The sequence below is a fragment of the Candidatus Defluviibacterium haderslevense genome (assembly GCA_016712225.1).
GTDB classification, from domain to species: Bacteria; Bacteroidota; Bacteroidia; order Chitinophagales; family Saprospiraceae; genus Vicinibacter; species Vicinibacter haderslevensis.
On sequence record JADJRL010000003.1, the window covers coordinates 926287 to 944353 of the forward strand.

General features: G+C 35.4%; 16 protein-coding genes. 8 read left to right on the forward strand and 8 right to left on the reverse strand.

Translation table 11 applies throughout. The features are described from left to right. Positions 1-110: 110 nt before the first annotated feature. Positions 111-1088: a N(4)-(beta-N-acetylglucosaminyl)-L-asparaginase gene (locus IPK88_03840; protein ID MBK8242533.1), complete on the reverse strand. Its 978-nt coding sequence runs from the start codon at positions 1086-1088 to the stop codon at positions 111-113. Then, positions 1085-3967: a GH92 family glycosyl hydrolase gene (locus IPK88_03845; GenBank protein ID MBK8242534.1), complete on the reverse strand. Its 2883-nt coding sequence runs from the start codon at positions 3965-3967 to the stop codon at positions 1085-1087. Before IPK88_03845 ends, IPK88_03840 begins: the two co-directional genes overlap by 4 nt. A gap of 70 nt (positions 3968-4037) precedes the next feature. Here IPK88_03845 and IPK88_03850 point away from each other — a divergent pair, with 70 nt between their 5' ends. The 4 genes from IPK88_03850 to IPK88_03865 all read left to right on the forward strand — a co-directional run bounded on the left by IPK88_03850 (position 4038) and on the right by IPK88_03865 (position 7878). Then, entirely contained in the window at positions 4038-4916 is an 879-nt protein-coding gene (locus IPK88_03850) for a lysophospholipid acyltransferase family protein (GenBank protein MBK8242535.1), read from the forward strand. A gap of 63 nt (positions 4917-4979) precedes the next feature. Further along, positions 4980-5648 (forward strand): hypothetical protein, encoded by a 669-nt coding sequence (locus IPK88_03855; GenBank protein ID MBK8242536.1) that lies wholly within the window; start codon positions 4980-4982, stop codon positions 5646-5648. 181 nt (positions 5649-5829) lie between these two features. Next, positions 5830-6492 (forward strand): hypothetical protein, encoded by a 663-nt coding sequence (locus tag IPK88_03860; GenBank protein ID MBK8242537.1) that lies wholly within the window; start codon positions 5830-5832, stop codon positions 6490-6492. A gap of 186 nt (positions 6493-6678) precedes the next feature. After that, positions 6679-7878 (forward strand): OmpA family protein, encoded by a 1200-nt coding sequence (locus IPK88_03865; protein MBK8242538.1) that lies wholly within the window; start codon positions 6679-6681, stop codon positions 7876-7878. A 73-nt stretch (positions 7879-7951) separates the two neighbouring features. Here the strand turns inward: IPK88_03865 and IPK88_03870 are convergent, their stop codons facing one another. From IPK88_03870 to IPK88_03880, 3 genes are read right to left on the reverse strand one after another with little or no spacing between them, the layout of a single operon-like run. Beyond that, entirely contained in the window at positions 7952-9196 is a 1245-nt protein-coding gene (locus tag IPK88_03870; protein MBK8242539.1) for a hypothetical protein, read from the reverse strand. Positions 9197-9208: 12 nt separating this feature from the next. Further along, positions 9209-9631 carry an OsmC family protein gene (locus IPK88_03875; GenBank protein MBK8242540.1) on the reverse strand — a complete coding sequence of 141 codons (423 nt, stop codon included), beginning with the start codon at positions 9629-9631 and terminating at the stop codon, positions 9209-9211. A gap of 3 nt (positions 9632-9634) precedes the next feature. Further along, complete coding sequence (locus tag IPK88_03880) at positions 9635-10618, reverse strand: PhoH family protein (GenBank protein ID MBK8242541.1); 984 nt, start codon at positions 10616-10618, stop codon at positions 9635-9637. A gap of 140 nt (positions 10619-10758) precedes the next feature. Here IPK88_03880 and IPK88_03885 point away from each other — a divergent pair, with 140 nt between their 5' ends. Genes IPK88_03885 through IPK88_03895 form a run of 3 tightly spaced genes read left to right on the forward strand, consistent with a single transcriptional unit; the run spans position 10759 to position 12951 of the window. Then, positions 10759-11529: an SAM-dependent chlorinase/fluorinase gene (locus IPK88_03885; GenBank protein MBK8242542.1), complete on the forward strand. Its 771-nt coding sequence runs from the start codon at positions 10759-10761 to the stop codon at positions 11527-11529. After that, positions 11526-11813, forward strand: coding sequence for an antibiotic biosynthesis monooxygenase (locus tag IPK88_03890; protein ID MBK8242543.1), 288 nt, complete (start codon positions 11526-11528; stop codon positions 11811-11813). Before IPK88_03885 ends, IPK88_03890 begins: the two co-directional genes overlap by 4 nt. Positions 11814-11865: 52 nt before the next feature. Further along, a complete protein-coding gene (locus tag IPK88_03895) occupies positions 11866-12951 on the forward strand; it encodes an AAA family ATPase (GenBank protein ID MBK8242544.1) in 1086 nt (361 codons plus the stop codon). 45 nt (positions 12952-12996) lie between these two features. Here IPK88_03895 and IPK88_03900 read toward each other — a convergent pair whose 3' ends face one another. Next, a complete protein-coding gene (locus IPK88_03900; protein ID MBK8242545.1) occupies positions 12997-13677 on the reverse strand; it encodes a rhomboid family intramembrane serine protease in 681 nt (226 codons plus the stop codon). 26 nt (positions 13678-13703) lie between these two features. Continuing rightward, entirely contained in the window at positions 13704-14678 is a 975-nt protein-coding gene (locus IPK88_03905) for a KpsF/GutQ family sugar-phosphate isomerase (GenBank protein ID MBK8242546.1), read from the reverse strand. 129 nt (positions 14679-14807) lie between these two features. Between IPK88_03905 and IPK88_03910 the strand changes: the two genes are divergently transcribed. Further along, positions 14808-15458 (forward strand): hypothetical protein, encoded by a 651-nt coding sequence (locus IPK88_03910; protein ID MBK8242547.1) that lies wholly within the window; start codon positions 14808-14810, stop codon positions 15456-15458. 25 nt (positions 15459-15483) lie between these two features. Here IPK88_03910 and IPK88_03915 read toward each other — a convergent pair whose 3' ends face one another. Next, on the reverse strand, positions 15484-17985 hold the full coding sequence (locus tag IPK88_03915) for a thioredoxin family protein (protein ID MBK8242548.1): 2502 nt from the start codon (positions 17983-17985) through the stop codon (positions 15484-15486). Positions 17986-18067 lie beyond the last annotated feature (82 nt).

The following is an 18067-nucleotide window of genomic DNA, read 5'->3' on the forward strand; positions in this document are numbered from 1 at the left end:
AATATCTAAATTGCTGATTTACAATAATAATACAAATAACTTTATATTATAATATGATAAAAAAAATAAATATAAAAAAAATGTAATATTTCTTTTGGAAGGTAGAAATCTTAAGGTTTGAAGTAAGAATTTGAGTCTATAAGCTCTAATTTTCCCTGTCTGGCTACGATATATTGAAATCCCGGTTGTAGGCTATATCCACCTATTTCTCCCTGTTTGTTAATAGCGATATACCCAACCTGAAGATCTTTATAACCCTTCAGATCTAACAGCCTTTTAATAGCATTTTCACATGCTTTTTGCGGCCCTTTGCCATTTCTCATCATTTCAACTATAGAAAAGGAGCCTACTTTTTTGATTACCGCTTCACCCAAACCTGTAGCCGTTGCAGCTCCAACTTGATTATCCACATATAGGCCAGCACCAATTATAGGCGAATCTCCCACGCGCCCTTTCATCTTAAATGCCAACCCAGAGGTCGTACAAGCTCCACTTAGATCTCTATTATGATCCTGGGCTAAAATACCAATCGTATCATGGCGCTCTACATTGATTTTGGGTTGGTACTCAGATTTCTTCAACCACTCCTTCCAAGCTTTTTCGGCCACTGGTGTTAATAGATTCTCCTCTTTAAAGCCTTCAGCTAATGCAAAACCCTTGGCTCCTGCACCTACTAAAAATACATGAGGGGTCTTTTCCATAACCCTTCTTGCTACGGAAATGGGATGCATAATACCTTCTAAAAACATAACACCCCCGGCATTTCCCATATGATCCATTATAGAAGCATCTAAGGTCACATTTCCATCACGGTCCGGATAACCACCATAACCAACCGATGTATCTAGAGGATCAGCTTCCGGAACTCTTGCTCCTGCCTCTACTGCATCTATGGCTAATCCATGAGCTTCCAATATTTGCCAAGCTGCCAAAGCGGCTTTATGATTATTCCAAGTGGCGATTACAGTAGCTCCATTATATTTATTAGAATGTTCTAAAAGCGCAGCCATGCTTTTTAACTGATTTGAAACTGCAAGTCCAAAAGTTGTTAAACCGGTATTAAGTATAAAATTTCGTCTGGTTTTCATTGTTTTAGTTTTACTTGAATTTCATCGGCAAAGATCCATGTATCGCCTCCTGCTCCGATGTGCCATGAAGGAAGCTGGCCATAATTTATTGCTTCCAAACGAAGATACTTAGTTCGTGGAATATCATAGGCTTTAAATGTATAATCAAGTGGGTCTTCAGTTTTTAATGGAATATCATGATGGACATCAGCCAACCATTTGTATTCCTTGCCGTCCAAAGAATAATAAAATTTGACCTCCTTAGGCAATGCTATCCAGGAATTTTGATCTTGAAGACATCGCAGATTTATTTCTTGAACCGGGCTAATGGAATCTAATACAATATCTACATGAAGATCTTTGCCCCAATACCCTTGCCAAAAACCATCCCTAAAATCCAGACTCCCTGAAAGTCCATCATGTAATGCTTTAACTCCTCCTGCACTATATTGAGATGCATACAGTGTATTCAAATGAATACTTAATCCTGAAGGCCTTTTATCAAATACTGCTTTTAACCATGCTCCATTTGGTTTAGTGTGGTCTACCTGTTGAAGTCTGAAAAACAATGTTGTATTGTTCTTAAATACTAGTGGCTGATTATATTTAATGACAATATCATTGGGGTGCCCCAAACAATACTCGATAGGCACTTGATTTATATGTGCCAAGCTGACTACAGTACTATCAGTAAAAACCCTGTCACCACTTTGTACGTAAGGCAAAATCATGAAACTATTTTGCTTGCTGATTATCGAAATATGATCTACTTTATCCATCTGATCAGTAGTTAAGAATTCCAATTGATCTCCGGGCTTAATGTCAAAAGGAGACTTGACTGAAGATCCATTTATTTGGATAGCTTTAAAACGCTCATTTTCACCCTTTATGTTGACTTTCACTTTTATTTCTTTTTGTCCTGGAACTACAATTCTTGCAGAACCAAATTGAGGAATACCTTTATCGTATGACCCATTTATTGGATTAACGGGATAGAATCCCAAAGCACTAAAAACATACCAGGCTGACATCTGTCCACAATCTTCATTTCCACACAATCCATCTGGCGCATCCAAATAAAATGAATCCATAATATGTTGGAGGATATCCTGCGTTTTATCATATCGCCCACAATAATTATAAAGATATCCCACATGATGACTGGGTTCATTACCATGGGCATACTGTCCGATGAGGCCAGTAATATCTGATTGTACTCTTCCGCTCATTTCAGAACTGGAACGGAATAATTCATCCAATTTATTTTCAAGTGAAGCAGTATTTTTTTCTGAACTATTCATCCGTTGATGAGACAACAATTGTTTTATTCCTTCTATATCATGATGTGCTCCAAACATATAATGCCATGCATTCGCTTCCGTATAATGTTGATTGACTTCATTCGGAGCAAATGGTGTAATAAATTTCTGATTCAATTTTGCCTGAAAAAAGCCATTGTCAGGATTAAACAAATTTTTATAATAATATGCAGCCCTTTTTAAATTAAGGTCTACCGGATTCATCAGACTTGCAGCATAATAATCAAGACTATTTTCTATTGTTTTAGAAACGGATTCACTACTTTCTTCTGATGAAATAAATCCCTGTTTATTAAAAAATTCTAAACCAGAAAAATTTTGATTTAAAGTCTTTTGAATAGCCGTTGTTATTAAATGTTTAGAATACTTTTTTGGATGATTTAAATAAGCATTTACGATCACAGGTATGGAATGATTTCCAATCATACAGTAGGTTTCATTTCCAGCTAATTCCCACACCGGTAAACGACCACATTCTTTGAATTGCTCTAAGAAAGTTTCAACAAAAAGCTGATTGTATTCAGGATAGATGAGTTCATAAAGTGGATGTGCGGCTCTGTACGTGTCCCATAAGGAGAATACGGTGTACCTAGGTTTTTTTAGATCTCCCTGATGAATTTTTTTATCCATACCACGAAATCTTCCATCCACATCTTGGTATATATTTGGGTGCATTAAAGTATGGTATAAAGCCGTATAAAAAATTCTTTTCTTCGTCAATTGTTGCTCATCTTGAATTCGAATTCTTGACAACATCGATTCCCATGTTTTAACATTTGCTTCATACGCTTTCTTAAAATTAAAATGCATATGTTCAGCATTTAAATTCTTTTTTGCCCCTTCCATGTCAACAGGAGAAATAGCACATTGAAGTACAATTTTTCCATCTGTGGGCCTTTCAAAAAAACAAATCAACTGCATAGAATCTGCACTATATTGTACTTTATAAAAAGGCATGGAAGTAATCAAATTAAAATAGATATGTTGTTCTTTAGCCCATGAATTCGAGATGCGATAACCACTTATTTCATTGGATTTATCTATGGTGAATCCTCCTTGAATCAGTTTGTCGCGATGTTTTAAATCTATAATAATCCACGGATGTGTACCTTTTGGAAAAGTATATTCATGTAAACCAGTTCTAGGAGTGGTTGTAAGTTTAGCTTGAATCTGATATTTATTTAATTCAACTTGATATAATCCTGGTGAAGCGTTTTCTTTTGATTTGCTAAAAGTCGAAGCATAACCATTTCCTGAAACTCCAAGATTGACAAATGTCGGATCTCCGGATGAAGGCATGATCAATACATCACAATAATCTGGAATTCCCGTACCGGATAAATGGGTATGACTAAAGCCATAAATGATACTATCGGAATAATGGTATCCGGAACACCCGTCCCATCCTTCCAGTCTGGTGTCGGGTCCCAATTGTACCATTCCAAAGGGCGTTGTTGGGCCCGGAAACGTATGTCCATGACCTCCAGTTCCAATAAACGGATTGACCAATTGTACATACTGACCAAAAGTGGTAGCACCTACCAATACCCACAAAAAAATTAGACTAAAATTTCGCTTCATCGATTGAATTAAAGCATGAAATTATTAAATTAGCTTTAGTTGACCATAGTTTTTATTTTTACATCTGATTATGATCGCCTATTGGTTCTTTCTGATATTTATTCAACTCTTCCGATGGATACCATTTCCAGTGTTATACATCATCTCCGATGGATTGAGGTGGATCCTCCAACACGTCGTTAAATATAGATTATCGGTCATACATAAAAACCTAAATGCCAGCTTTCCAAATGTCTCAGCTGACATTAAAAAACAATGGATCAAAGGTATTTATTTGAATCTAACTGACATTATGCTTGAGTCCATCAAAGGATTAAGTATGACTAAAGATGAGATATTAAAGCGAAGTTTATTTCTCAATACTGATTTTGTAAAAACGCTTTTAGCTTCAAAACAATCCGTCATTGCGACTGCAGGGCATTACGGTAATTGGGAATGGGGCATATTTGGATTCGGGTATAATTTTCCAAATCAAAGTATTGGCATTTATAAGAAAGTCAATAATGTCAGAATCAATGATTATTTGAATAAACTCCGATCCAAAGGTTCTATAATGTTAATTCCTACTTCTGAGACCCGGCTAATCAAAGAAGAAATCCCTAAGGGAAAACTCATTATTATGATGTCCGATCAAAATCCTTCCAATATCAAAGATGCGATATGGGTACATTTTTTGAATCAGGATACTGCTTGTGTTCATGGCATGGAAAAATATGCGCTCAATCATCAATTACCCATCGTATTTGTAGATATCCAGCGGGTCAAAAGAGGTTACTACGAACTTACTTTTAGTCCACTGATTGAGGATCCTAGTCAACATAAACCTGGCGAAATAACCCAAATCTATATGTCTAGATTGGAGACGATCATCAGAACCAATCCACCAGATTGGCTTTGGACGCATAAGCGATGGAAGCATCAAATAAAGGAGTCTATATTACAGGTTTAAAGTCTTCAAAAAAATGAGTCAAAGAAAAAATCGCAATAAACATTTTAAATTCAAGTCTTTGAAATGACCCGATTTATTATATCAAATTTTTTTTTGTTTTTAGTTTTAAATACTCTTTTAGGACAAGACATAAACGACACTATACACATTATTAATGGATCTTTTGAAGGTGTTCCGGGTTGTTGTAAATCTCCAACAGAATGGATAGTTTGCGGATTTGAAGATGAAACTCCACCAGATATTCAACCCTTATTACCTCCAGAAAAACCACTTTTCGGAGTTACACTGAAAGCTGTTCATGGGGATACTTATATAGGAATGGTGATCAGACAAAACGGAACTTATGAAAGTATAGATCAGAAACTCACTAAACCTCTAAAAGCAGATAACTGTTACTATTTTTCAATTTATTTGTCCCATTCCCCAATTTACAATAGTGGGACAAGAGAAAACTATAAGATTTTAATACCCTATACCACACCTGCAGTTCTTAGAATATGGGGCGGAAATAATTATTGCCAACCTAAGGAACTTTTGGGTATGTCGTATCCAATTGAAAATACCGAATGGATCCGATTTAATTTTGAGTTAAGTCCAAAATCCGAAGTTAATTATATAGAACTAGAAGCATATTATAATCCCTCAAGTACTGTACCCTATAATGGAAATATACTATTAGATCATGCTTCAGATATTATCCTAATACCCTGCAAAACGGACAAAGAAAAGTAAAAACCTATTCACCAAAACTATAATAATAGTTAATCCTAATTGTTTCAAATACAAAGACTTAGACTTAACTTTGTCATTACAAATCAAATCTAAAAAATAAATATGAAAAAAATTAGTATTAATAAAATAGTAGTCAACAAATGGTCAATCAGTTTCGCTAACCTCTTCGATTGAATCAATTATGCGCAAATTTTATATCCTATTCAATTTATCACTTTGGGTTTTGAACCTCGCTTTAAGTCAACAGAATGATAGCGTAATCACCATTATTAATGGGTCTTTTGAAGGAATTCCATATTGTTGTATACCTCCAGATGGATGGATCGATTGTGGATCTAAATTTGAAACTCCAACAGATATTCAACCTGTTTTACCTCCTTTAGAACCATTATTTGGTGTTACAAAGAAAGCCTATGATGGCAACACCTATTTAGGAATGGTAGTTAGAGAAAATGAAACCAACGAACGAATCAACCAAAAACTAACTGAGCCTCTGTTAAATGGTAAATGTTATTCCTTTTCTATATACATGACTCGATCTCAAGTATACTTAAGTCATACATCTAGTGGTACTCCGCAATTAAAAGATTTTACTACCGCTGCTATTTTACAAATATGGGGCAGAGATGCTGCATGTCATCAAAAGGAACTTTTAGCTACTTCCCCACTTGTAGAAAATACAGAATGGCAACGCTTTGATTTTGAATTTAAGCCACAATCAAATATATCATTCCTGCAATTAGAAGCATATTATAATCCTACCAGTACTTTACCTTACAATGGTAATATACTTTTAGATAAGGCATCGGACATTATTCTTGTCCCCTGCAAAACGGACAAATAAAATTAAAATCCTTTACCCCAATTCCATAATAATATTCAATTCTAATGGTTTCAAATACAAAGACTTAGCCTTAACTTTGTCATTACAAATCAAATCATAGCAACTTATAAAAAAAATTATACATTAAGACAATATTAACCAACAAATGGGCGATCAATTTCGTTTACCATTTCGATTGAACCATATATGCGCAAAGTTTATATTCTTTTCACCTTATCAATGTGGGTTTTGAACCTCGCTCAAAGTCAACAAACTGATGGCGTGATCACTATTATTAATGGGTCTTTTGAGGGAGCACCAAAATGCTGCAAACCCCCTGAAGGTTGGATAGATTGTGGTTTTAAAGAAGAAACACCTACGGATATTCAACCCGTCTTGCCTCCATTGGAACCTTTATTTGGCGTCACAAAAAAAGCGTATGACGGCAATACCTATTTAGGCATGGTGGTTAGACAGAATGAAACCTATGAACGAATTAATCAAAAATTAACCAAGCCGCTATTAGCAGGTAAATGTTATTCCTTTTCCATTTATATGACACGCTCATTGGAATATTTAAGTGCTATTACAAAAGGTAATCCCCAATTACAAGCATTCACAACTCCTGCCATATTGCAAATTTGGGGTGGGGAAGCATATTGCCATCAAAAACAATTATTAGATCAATCTGAAATTGTTGAAAATACTGAATGGAAGCGATTTGATTTTGAATTTATGCCTAAATCAAATATTACGTATCTTGAATTAGAAGCCTATTATAAAGTACCTAATCCATTTCCATATAATGGCAATATTCTATTGGATAATGCTTCTCACATTACAATTATGCCTTGTCCAACCGAGAAAGCTAAATACGATGCCTACCTAAAAAAACGTGACCAACAATTTGAAGAGAAGGAACGCAAACGTCTAACTCAAAATACAACATCACCCAATGAGTTAAAAACACCACCTAAAAAACAAACGGTAATCACCGCTACACCTACTCCAAATAAATCCAATAAAATATTAAAAGAACTGGATCACAACAAAGTAAAAGTAGGACAAACCATAAAAATTGAAAAACTATTTTTTGCGGCTGACAGTGCAACTATTAATAGCAGTTCGTTTGCTGTTCTGGATGAAGTTTATGATTTTTTGAAGTCTAATCCAAAAATTACAATAGAAATTGGTGGCCACACCAATAATATTCCTACGAATAACTATTGCGACAAACTTTCTACGAATAGAGCTAAAGCCGTCAGGGACTATATCCTGAGTAAAGGTATTTCTGAAGATCGGGTTACTTTTAAAGGTTATGGAAAACGAATGCCCATATCGTCCAACGCCACAAAAGATGGACGCGCATTAAATCAGCGTGTAGAGATAAAAATCATTAGTGTTTAATTGGAATTGTAAAATGTCAATTGTAAGATGTAAAATGTCAATTGTAAAATGTTATACCATTAACCATTTATCATTAACCATTTATCATTAACTCAAAACCAATTGTTTTTAATACGTTCCAAAATTCTGGAAATGATTTTTTTACGACCATAGGATTATTAATTTGCACATCTCCATTGACTCCTAATAAACTATAGGCCATCGCCAACCTGTGATCATTATGGGTATCCAAAATATCCAACTCAGTAAATTTAAATCCACCATTATTCACACGAATATCAAGTTGTTCTTCTGTAGTTTCATAATTGACACTAGATCCATAACTACATATAAATTCACATAATATTTTTAATCGATTGGATTCCTTAAATTGCAAATGTTGAACATTAGTAAAAGTGGCATTGACCTGTGTCTTTGCGCATAAGATCATCAATGCCGGAAATAAATCCGGGTGATCTAAAAAATCAATAGTTATATTTTTTGGACGAATCAATTGTGGTCTGGATAAATGACATCCTGATTCCGTCCACTGACATCTAACGCCCCATTGATGAATATAATCCACTATTTTTTCATCAGCTTGAAGTCCGGATTTTCTTAATCCCTTAATAAATAAATCTACATCATCTGTTAATGCTGCCATACAAAAAATAAATGCTGCAGAACTCCAATCAGCCTCTACCGTATATGATATGTGCTTATAGTTGGACGGCTTAATTTGAAATGTATGTTCATCGCATTGAACTTCTACTCCAAATAATTTCATTAGGCTAATGGTCATATTAACATAAGATGCTGAAACCATTTTGTGTGGTAACCGAATCTTCAATTCATGCTCCAAATAGGGCGCAATCAAAAGTATTGCAGATACAAATTGGCTACTTTGATGCGCTTCAATTTCTATCTCATTAATCCTTAAAATAGTAGGCGTCGTTATGACGCATGGAAGACTATTTAATTCTTGATCAAAAGTAAAAGATGCTCCGAATAGTTGGAGTACATCTATTAATGGTTTGATGGGTCTCCGGGTCAAACTTTCACTAGCCGAAACATGTTTGGTCTTTTTACTAACAAAAAAATAAGCTAATACAAATCTCAACACCGCAGCACCTTCACCCACATAAATATCGTACCCATCATCGTTTAAACAGCGAATCATATCTTGAGTATCCTCAGCTTCAGAGACATGCTCTACCGGAATTTGAGATCGACTCAATGCATTAATCAACAATACTCTATTGGAAATACTCTTTGAACCAGGAAGCAAAACTTCACCACTAAGCTTAGTTGGCGACTTTACAATTCTTATTCTGTCCACTTTGAAACAAGTCTATAAAGATTCATTTTCCGGCCAATGAAACGTCAGGATTTCTTTTAATTGTTCACTTAAACTGCGACCCACCGGACAGGTTCGGGCAGCATGCTCTAATATTGATTTTTGTTTCGATGTAAAAGCCTTATCGGGAAAAAAAATACCTACATGGATTTCTGAGATCCGCCTTGGTTGATCAGCCATAACTTTGAGAATGTCTGCATAAGTTCCATCCATATCAATACCATGGGTTCGTGCCGCAATCCCCATGACAGTTAGCATACAGGATCCAAGTGCCGATGCCACCAAATCCGTAGGAGAGAAATACTCGCCTTTTCCTTGATTATCTATGGGTGCATCCGTAGTTATCCATTCTCCACTTCTAAGATGTATCGCTTGTGTTCTCAGATCTCCTAAATATAAAACTTTAGCTGTATTCATAACTTATTCTTCTTCCACATTAGACCGATTCCGATTATCCTCTTTTTCATACGCTTTCAAAATATCCTTTACCAATCGATGTCTTACGACATCATCAATGGTTAGAAAAACAGATGTAATACCCGTTACACGTCCCAATATTTTAATGGCTTGTTTTAATCCTGATGTTTGTCTATAGGGCAAATCAATTTGAGTCAAATCTCCTGTAATAATACATTTTGCTGATGGACCCAGTCTAGTTAAAAACATTTTCATCTGGAGCGTGGTGGAGTTTTGTGCCTCATCCAATATAATAAAGGCATTATCCAATGTTCTTCCTCGCATAAATGCCAAGGGAGCAATTTCAATAACCCGGTTTTCAATAAACTGATTTAATCGTTCAGCCGGAATCATATCATCGAGCGCATCATAAAGAGGCCTTAGATATGGATCTATTTTTTCTTTCAAATCTCCGGGCAAAAATCCAAGGCTTTCTCCAGCCTCTACTGCCGGTCTTGTCAATATAATTTTCTTGACTTGTTTGTTTTTAAGTGCTCGCACCGCAAGAGCCACAGCAGTATAGGTTTTTCCTGTCCCTGCTGGTCCTATTGCAAAAACAATGTCATTTTCTTCAACTGCTTTAACGAGTAATAGTTGGTTTTTTGTTTTGGCATATATTGCCTTCCCTTCCCTTCCATGAAGCAATACATGCTTGTTCTCGTGTTGAGAAATTTGGATTTGCAAAGGGTTATCTCCCTGTAGTAAATCCTCCACATTATGAACTGATAATTCATGGTGCTCCCGAAGAATTTTTACCATCAATTCTATCTTGTGTTTTACCTCCTGAGCATCACTTTTTTTACCAACTATCTTTAACTGTGATCCCCGCGAGGTTATGGTAATGTCGGGAAAGGCTTTACGAATGAGGTTCAGTTTTGAATTTCGTTCACCATAAAGTGATATTGGGTCAATATTCTCAATGGTTAAAATAATTTCGCTTTGAGACAAATGAAAATTTTTATTGAGCGGTTAAAATATTAAAAATCAATTCATTAGAAATCTAATTAGAAATCTATTCATACACAAATGTAAAGTTTATTCAGGAAATGCCTAATTTTCCAACATTATTTAATTATAATTAATTCGTTTTGATATCTAAACCCCAATTAATTAGTTTGACCACGGATTTTGGAACTCGTGATTTTCGAACTGGCGCATTACAAGCGTGTATTCTAAAACATGCTCCTAATGTTCAATTCGTAGATTTGAGCCATGAGATTCCGGTTTTTGATCTTGTGCAAGCAGCCTTTATGATTAAGAATGGCTATCCTTTTTTTCCTCATGAAAGTATTCATCTTGCTTGGGTTTTTAATGCAGGAGAAGATAATGGAATTCTGTTGGCTTATTTTGAATCCTGTTATTTTATTTTGCCCGACAATGGATTGTTGAATATGATTTGTGATGAACAATCTCCTGAATATATACTCAGAATTAGTGAAGATTGTTATCAATACCGCGAGCGAATTGCAGCTGCTGTTTTCCAAATCTCCAGTGGTGAAGATATGATGGCATTATATGATAAACTGGAAAATCCGGTTCGAAAAATAAATGTTTCTCCGGTTTATCAAAAGGACAGAATTCAAACTAAAGTAAGTTATATAGATCGCTATGGAAATTTGATCATGAACATTATGAAAGAACCTTTTAATAAAATTGCTGCAGGAAGATCATTTTCATTTCATACCAAAACACATGATGTCATTTCTCATTTTACTACAGATGAAGTCCTTCCAGTTAATGGTGGTTTTTATCTTTATTTTTCGGATGCCGGATTTATGACCTTAGCCTTATGTGGATCACACGCTGCAACGACTTTAGATATACATGTAGATGATAACCTTCAAATTATTTTTGAATGATCACACGTATTGTAAAAATGAAATTTAAAGCTGAACACGTCAATGATTTTATTGCATTATTCCATTCAAGCGCCCCTGTCATAAGAACATTTGATGGGTGTCTTCATGTAGAACTTATATCTGATATTCATCATCCACAAATCATGTGTACATTAAGCAAATGGACCAGCGAAGAATCACTAAATCAATATAGAAATTCTAGTTTTTTTTTAAAAACCTGGACTGAAACAAAAAAATTATTTCAAGAGAAAGCAGAAGCCTGGAGTTTTGTTGAAATAAAATAAAACCGATCTATATTATTTTATAAACTATGGACTCTATTAATATCTTTCCAATATGTCATTAACCATCATTAGACCCTTTGCCGAAATTGCATTTGCTGAAGAAATAAAAATGCTTATTGAATTGGATCGTCAGGTCAAACCACCCAATTGGCAAATGTCTCCTTGGGCAGTAATGAACTATATCATGGGTACAACATTAGCTAATGGAACAAAAATTACACCTAAATATTTTGGCGATAAAAAATTAGTTGAAATTGCTATCGCCACCTTACTATCAGATCGCGCATTATTATTAACCGGCATTCCGGGAACTGCAAAAACATGGTTAGCGGAACACCTGACTGCAGCCATATCCGGATCATCTGATTTATTAATTCAAGGAACAACCGGCATTAATGAAGATGCTTTAAGGTATGGATGGAATTACGCTTCTTTAATTAAACAAGGCCCAACACAGGAAGGATTAATTCCATCTCCGGTCATGAAGGCCATGGAATCAGGAAAAATTGTAAGAATAGAAGAATTATCAAGAATACCTACTGAAATTCAAGATGCATTAATTACTATTTTATCTGAAAAGACCTTGCCTGTTTCTGAATTAAATCTTCAGGTACAAGCTGTTCAAGGATTTAATTTGATCGCCACATCCAATGATCAAGATAAGGGTGTCTACGAGATGTCTTCAGCACTTAAAAGAAGGTTCAATATTATCGTTTTACCACTTCCAGCAACACTTGAAGAAGAAGTGAATATCGTTCAATATCGAATTCAGCAAATAGCCAAAACAATTGATATTTCACTGGCAGATATCAAAGAAAAACAAATGGAACAACTGGTTACTCTATTTAGAGAATTAAGATCGGGAAAAACAATTGATGGTAAACAAAAAATTAAATCTACACAAGCCCATCTCAGTCCTGCTGAAGCAATATCAATCATTCATCAAGGAAGGATTCACAGTTATTATTTTGATCAAAATAATGTGACTGCAGAACATTTAGTCCCAGGTATTCTAAATACATTAAGACAATATGATGATGCCGAATTAAGTACTTTAAATGAATACAACGAAACGATATTGAAGAAAAGAGCAGGTTGGAAAGAATGGTATGATGTCATCAAGAAAAATCTGGATTGAGCCGGGTTTCATCATGTTAATACAAGCCATAAATAAACATGGCCATTATTCGTGCTCTTGGTAGGTATATTGGTCTTTATATTGTTTTCTAGCGATAAAACCAGCTACCACTCCAAAGATAAATCCACCTATATGAGCCCACCAGGCTACCCCTGCAGATTCAGCTGTAGTCGGATTTAATGATCCTACACCAGCTACTAATTGTTGGACGATCCATATTCCGAGAAAAAAAAGTGCGGGCACATATGTTGTAGTGAAAAATATTAAGATTAAAACTTTTATTCTCGATGAAGGAAACATGATTAAATAAGCTCCCATGACGGCAGAAATAGCGCCACTCGCTCCTACCATTGGGACCTCACTATATGGATTAAAAAAAATATGAATTGCAGATGCCGCAACTCCACCAATAATATAGAAAATCATAAAATTAAAAGTACCCACTACAGCCTCAATATTATCCGCAAAAACCCAAAGAAAAAGCATATTACCAATCAAATGCATCCATCCACCATGAAGAAACATACAGGACAATAAAGTATACATATCCTGGCCTTGTATTATTTCTTGTGGAATAGCTCCATAAGTAGTAACCATCATCTCACTTTGATCTGGAGTCAACATGATTTCATATCCGAAAACAAGTACATTTATCAAAATTAATGTATACGAGAACAATGGTTTTGCACCTCCCTGTACTTGATCATCACCAATTGGAAAAAACATAATTCACTTATTTTAAAAAACAAAATTTAAATAATTCCCTCTCTTAGAATATCATGTAGATGAATTATACCAACATATTTATCGTTCTCTAGAACTACCAATTGAGAAATTTTATTGTCTTGCATGACTTGCAAAGCATCTGTGGCCATAGCTTCAGCAGAAATCATTTTAGGATTTTTATTCATTATGGTTTCCGCTGTAAGTTTGCTTACATCCGAATATTTTTCAAATGCCCGTCGAATGTCTCCATCCGTTACCATTCCTGCTATTTCTTCCAATTCACCCATGACTACTGTTGCTCCTAATCTTTTGGAAGATATTTCTATCAATGTATCGTGAAATGTAGCGTTCAATGCAACTTTTGGTTTATCATTCAATCGGTATAAATCATCAACTTTAAGATGCAATTTTTTACCTAACGAACCTCCGGGATGATAGTGCGCAAAATCCATTTGAGTAAAACCTCTTAAAGAAATGAGCGCAACTGCAATAGCGTCTCCAATGACCAATTGTGCTGTAGTGCTAGAAGTTGGGGCAAGATTATTAGGTTCTGCTTCTTGACTAACTGGAGTATAAATTAAATAATCAGACTGCAGTGCTAAAAAAGAATGGGCTTGAGCGCAGATTCCTATGAGCAAACTCCCTCTACCTTTTACCAATGGAACCAACAATTTTATTTCCGGTGTTTCTCCACTTTTGGAAATACATAAGACAATATCATTGGATTGAACCATACCAAGGTCTCCGTGAATGGCATCGGCTGCATGCATAAATAGTGCCGGCGTACCCGTAGAATTAAGTGTTGCTACTATTTTTTGTCCGATTATAGCGCTTTTTCCGATTCCGGTTATGACCAGTCTTCCAGGGGATTGGTAAATGCTATATATGGCTTGAATAAATGCATCATTAACTGAAGTATGTAATTGGGCAATTACCTGTGCTTCTATGTTGATACAACTCAAAGCGGATTCCTGAATGGATTTTTTAATGGATTCTGTCATCTCGTGTAAAATTATAAAAATTTTCGAGCTTGGCTTCAGCTTTCATAAGAATTACAAAATACTAACTTGTAAAACATGGAACTTTGGGAGCCCATTTACTGTTCTTCTTTTTTTTAATTATTATTTCTAATGATCCTTATTAAAACTATTTTTACTATGCGCTTCGTTGTGTTGTTTTGTTTGTCGGGTATATTATTTTTTTCATGCTCATCGGAACCTCATCATCATCGTAAACCTTATACAGGCGATTATGATGTTGTTGTAAATCTATCAGAGGAAATATTAAATTTTGATCACATCAAAGACACCATAAGGGAACATATTAATCAAGCAAAATCTGAAATCAATGATTTAAAACTGGAAGATAAGATTAATGTAGAGCATAGTTTGACTATAGAAGAAGATGGTCAAAACATTATAAACGAAGATTCACTAAAAGCTACTATAAAAGATTTAGGATCAAACATTGGTGAATTGGCAAAATCCATTACCGAATTTGCCGGAGATATAAGTATGAAAAGTTTGGACCTGTTATCTGGTTTAAAAAATAATTTAAATTTTAAAGTCACCCTTAATGAAGATGGCACTTTTAGTTCGACAGATAGTAAACTGGGGAAGTTCATTTTAGATATTGAAACCTGGGACATCAGAAATCATCAATTTATTGTTTTAGATGATCAAAAAAAATCGAAATACACATTCACGATTGAATCGAAATCTGATACCGGATTCATACTAAAGAATGAAGATATGCGCCTGGAATTTAAAAAAAGACAATAAGCTTTTATTCCTTTTTTAATTCACATTAATTGCTTCCTATATTGTGGCTACTCTTAAAAGCTGTAAGACCACATTCTAGAAATTGATTATACGCATCCACGCCTTCCTTATAACCTCTTGGCTTGGCAAGAACTTCTTCGTCTGGACTCATGATCACATAAAGTGGTTGCGAATTCTGATTGAAATTTACGATTTGAAAATCAGCCCATTTGTTACCAACATTGCGAATGGTGCTTTTGGTTACCGCAGATATTAGTTCCTTTTCTAAGGGCTTTCGATCATCTACATATAGCGAAACTAAAACAAAATCATTATTCAATTTATTTCTAATTCTGTCATTAACCCAAATATGTTCTTCTGTCTTTCTACAGTTCACACAACCATATCCGGTAAAGTCAACCAATAATGGTTTGCCCATTTCCTTGGCATAGGCTTTAGCTTCGTAGTAATCTTTAAAGCAATCAATATTATTGGCACATTTGGTAAAAGAAATGTATTTGGATTTAATTTCCTGATTTACAGTCGGTGCCCCTAAAAAATAATTATAATTGGCTGGTGGTGCTAGTCCACTCATTAATGGCAGTGAATGATACGATTTATATTCATCACTATATCTAAATCCAGTAGATAAATAAATGGTAATTGCCAATGCGCTTAATGCAAACATCCAACGTACGGGAGATAATTTCTTGATCGGGCTATCATGTGGAAATTTAATCCATCCAAACAGATAAATGGTCATCAATGCGAATATCAACACCCACAATCCCATAAATAATTCATAACCCAAGATACCCCAATGCTTGGTCATATCTGCTACTGATAAAAATTTAAATGCCAAAGCCAACTCTAGAAATCCTAGTACAACTTTTACACTGGACATCCATGAACCTGATTTTGGCAAACTATTCAACCATGCCGGAAAAGCAGCGAATAGTCCAAAAGGCAAGGCTAAGGCTAGCGAAAATCCAAACATAACTATGGATGGACCTATTGGGCTTTTTGCCGATTCTACTATGGCGGAACCTATGATAGGACCCGTACAGGAAAATGAAACTATAGCTAAAGTAAATGCCATAAAAAATATACCAATCAACCCTCCTTTGTCAGCCATATGATCTGTTTTATTAGACCAACTACTCGGTAAGGTAATTTCAAAATATCCGAAAAACGAAAAGGCAAAAACAATGAATATGATAAAAAATAAAACGTTTGCGACCCAATTCGTAGACAGCTCATTGAGTGCAGTCGCCCCAAATAATGCTGTGATCACTAATCCTATCGCTACATAAATGACGATAATCGATAATCCATATAATAAACCATTTCTTAATCCGGAAGCTTTGTCTTTACTTCCTTTAGTAAAATAGGAAACGGTAAGGGGAATCATCGGAAACACACAAGGTGTAAGTAAGGCCAGTAAACCACCCAAAAATCCAAATAAAAACGTCCAAAAATGATTGGTTCCTTTAATCAATTCTTCGCCGCATTGTCCAATGGGATTTTTTAATGTATTCACCACTGTTGGTATGGTCTGATCAAAACCATCGCCACCTTCTCCGGGCATCAAGAAACCAGTCCCGCCTTCATCTCCTTCCATTTTAATACTTCCATTCTGAGCATTGATTTCAAATACTAAGGTTTTAGGTGGTAGGCACTTAGTCGCATCACAGGTCTGAAAGGTCATACTACCTTTGATCGGAATTTTAGGGTCTTTGACATCAATCCCTTGTTCAAAAATAACCTGCTCTTTGTACTTGATTAACTCCATTTCAAAAATCTCGTCAAATCCGGTGACTTTATGGTCACTGAATTCCTTAAGCTCTCCATCAAACCCATAATGGGTTCCTTTATCCCAATCCACCGTAGTTGGTATAGGCCCGTCTTCTCCAATTTTATTGGAATAGATAAACCATCCTGAATCAATTATTGCTTTGAACTGAACCTTAAGCTTAGAGTCGCCCTCTTTAGTCAGACTGGCCTTAACTTTTACCGGATCCAACAATCCTGCATGATCCTGAACGGCACCAACACTGATGGGCATTGCGTTAACAGAAGCTTCAGGCTGAGCATTTCCACCTACCTGGATGGTAAAATCCTTGGAGGTAGGAGGAATACACGTTGAATTATTGCAAGATGTAAAATATACAGATGCTTTTAATGGCTTTGAAGGATCCAGGATTTTTACTTTTTGGACAAAATCTACGTGTTCCTTATATTTAGCGACAATGATATCATCAAACAATGGCTCTTTAGCTTCTTTCTTCTTACCCCTTTCTTCGACTTTTCCAATAAGTGAGAAATGGGACCCTTTGGTAAAGGTAAGTTCTGTCGGTGATGGGCCTTCTGGGTTTGATGTCTGGCTGTATATGGCCCATTCTTCGTCTAAAACTGCTTTAAAAATGATTTCATATTCATTTTTAGAAATTAACTTGACCTCTGTAGACCAATGAACCGGGTCTAAAATCTGAGCATTAGCTGTGCAAAAAGTCAATAAAACAGCTAATAAAAACATGTATTTTCGCATACCTGATTTGATTAAAACTAAATTTAAAGTAAAGTTAAGCCGACACTTCTACATTCTAAGCTATTTAACCCTAATTTAACCA